Origin of the sequence: Methanocrinis sp. (genome assembly GCF_049974945.1) — an archaeon.
In the GTDB taxonomy this organism is placed as follows: Archaea; Halobacteriota; Methanosarcinia; order Methanotrichales; family Methanotrichaceae; genus Methanocrinis.
Genome location: NZ_JBNGCU010000012.1, coordinates 27,723 through 29,378, shown reverse-complemented (window position 1 = coordinate 29,378; position 1,656 = coordinate 27,723). Strand labels below are relative to the sequence as shown.

Sequence of the window (1,656 nt, the reverse complement as noted above, 5' to 3'; positions counted from 1 at the left end):
GAGTTTGCATCCAAGGCGCTGCTGCATAACGATAGACAGGTATTTATGATGTGCATGCTAAACAGTACTCGGATCTTGGGCGCAGATGACGAGGCTGGAGCAATCCGCGCTGGCAAGAGGTGCAGGATAATGGTCATCGACAGACGGTCGGATAACATGGCGGGAACCGTGATGGAGTATGCAAACGTTCAGGCCTCGCCGGTCCTTGACTCAGACCTGAATCTGGTGGGGATAGTCTCCGACCGGGACCTGATAAATGCCAGCATAATCGAGGACTCCGTCGAGATGTCGGACATGTCTTCAGCCTCGGATGAGGACGAGTGGACCTGGGAGAGCACCAAAGACACCCTGAACTTCTACTATGGGGTCTCGCGCATAGCGCGTCGCAAGATCCCCGTGAAGCAGGCGATGGCTCCCGCGGTCACCGCCATCAAGAGCAGCAAGGTCGGCGAGTGCGCGAGGGTAATGCTGAGAAACAAGATCGACCAGCTCCCGGTGGTCACCGCCCATCAGAAGCAGGCGGGGATGGTGAAGGACTCCGATCTCCTCTGGGCTCTGATCGAATACTCGATCGAAGCCGGGAGGGCTTTATGAGCGGCCAAAAGAACCTCTACACCTTTCCCCACGACGTGGTGCTGGCCCGCCTCAACACCAGCCTCTCGGGCCTTGACCAAGCAGAAGCCAGAAGACGGCGGGATGAGTTTGGGCCAAACGAGCTTGAGAAGAGGAGGCGTAAGAACTATCTCAAGGAGTACCTCCTCCAGTACCTCCAGTTCTTCGCCCTCCTCCTGGAGGTGGCGGCCATCCTCTCCTTCGTGGCGAACCGTTATTCTCCCGGCGAGGGGTACAACATCCTCTCTTACGCCATCCTCGGCGCCGTCTTCATCAACGCCACCTTCGCCTTCTGGCAGGAGTACAAGGCCGACAAGACCGTCGAAGCTCTTTTGAAGCTCATCCCATCGATGGTGAAGGTGAGGAGGGCAGGCAGAGTCGAGGAGGTGGACGCGAAATATCTCGTCCCCGGCGACATCCTCGTCGTCGAGGAGGGGGATAGGATCGGAGCCGACGCCGTCCTCCTGGAGGCGAACACCCTCCGCGTCAACATGGCGGCCCTGACCGGGGAGGCACAGCCTGCAAGAAGGATCGCTGAGGCCGACGCCAGCGAGGAGATTTTGGATGCGAGAAACGTCCTCTTCGCCGGGACCACCGTCGCCTCGGGAAACGGCCTCGCTGTCGTCTTCGCCACGGGAGGGGAGACGGAGTTTGGAAAGATCGCCTCGCTATCGAAGGAGGTCGAGAAGAGGGCGACGCCGATGCAGCTTGAGATCATCAGGATCACCAGGATCCTGACCCTGGCGGCTCTTTTGGTCGGCGGCGTCTTCTTCGTCCTCGGCCTCGTCTCGGGGCAGGGCTGGCTCGTCGCCGCCATCTTCGCCCTCTCCCTAATCGTCGCCAACGTCCCCGAGGGGATGCTCCCCACCATCACCCTTTCCCTATCCCTCGCCAGCCGGAACATGGCCAAGAGAAACGCCCTGATCAAAAACCTCGACTCGGCCCAGACCCTGGGGAGCGCCACCGTCATCTGCACCGACAAGACCGGGACGATCACCCGAAACGAGATGACCTTAAAGGAGATCCGCCTCGCGGGCGGCGAGG

At 60.3% G+C, this 1,656-nt stretch carries 2 protein-coding genes; both read left to right on the top strand.

What is annotated here, in order from left to right:
• On the top strand, window positions 1–594 hold a 594-nt coding region (locus tag ACP5EL_RS02375), incomplete at its 5' end, for a CBS domain-containing protein (protein ID WP_428400838.1).
• Window positions 591–1,656: HAD-IC family P-type ATPase (locus ACP5EL_RS02370; RefSeq protein WP_428400837.1), on the top strand; the 1,066-nt coding region annotated here is incomplete at its 3' end. The genes ACP5EL_RS02375 and ACP5EL_RS02370, both read left to right, overlap by 4 nt.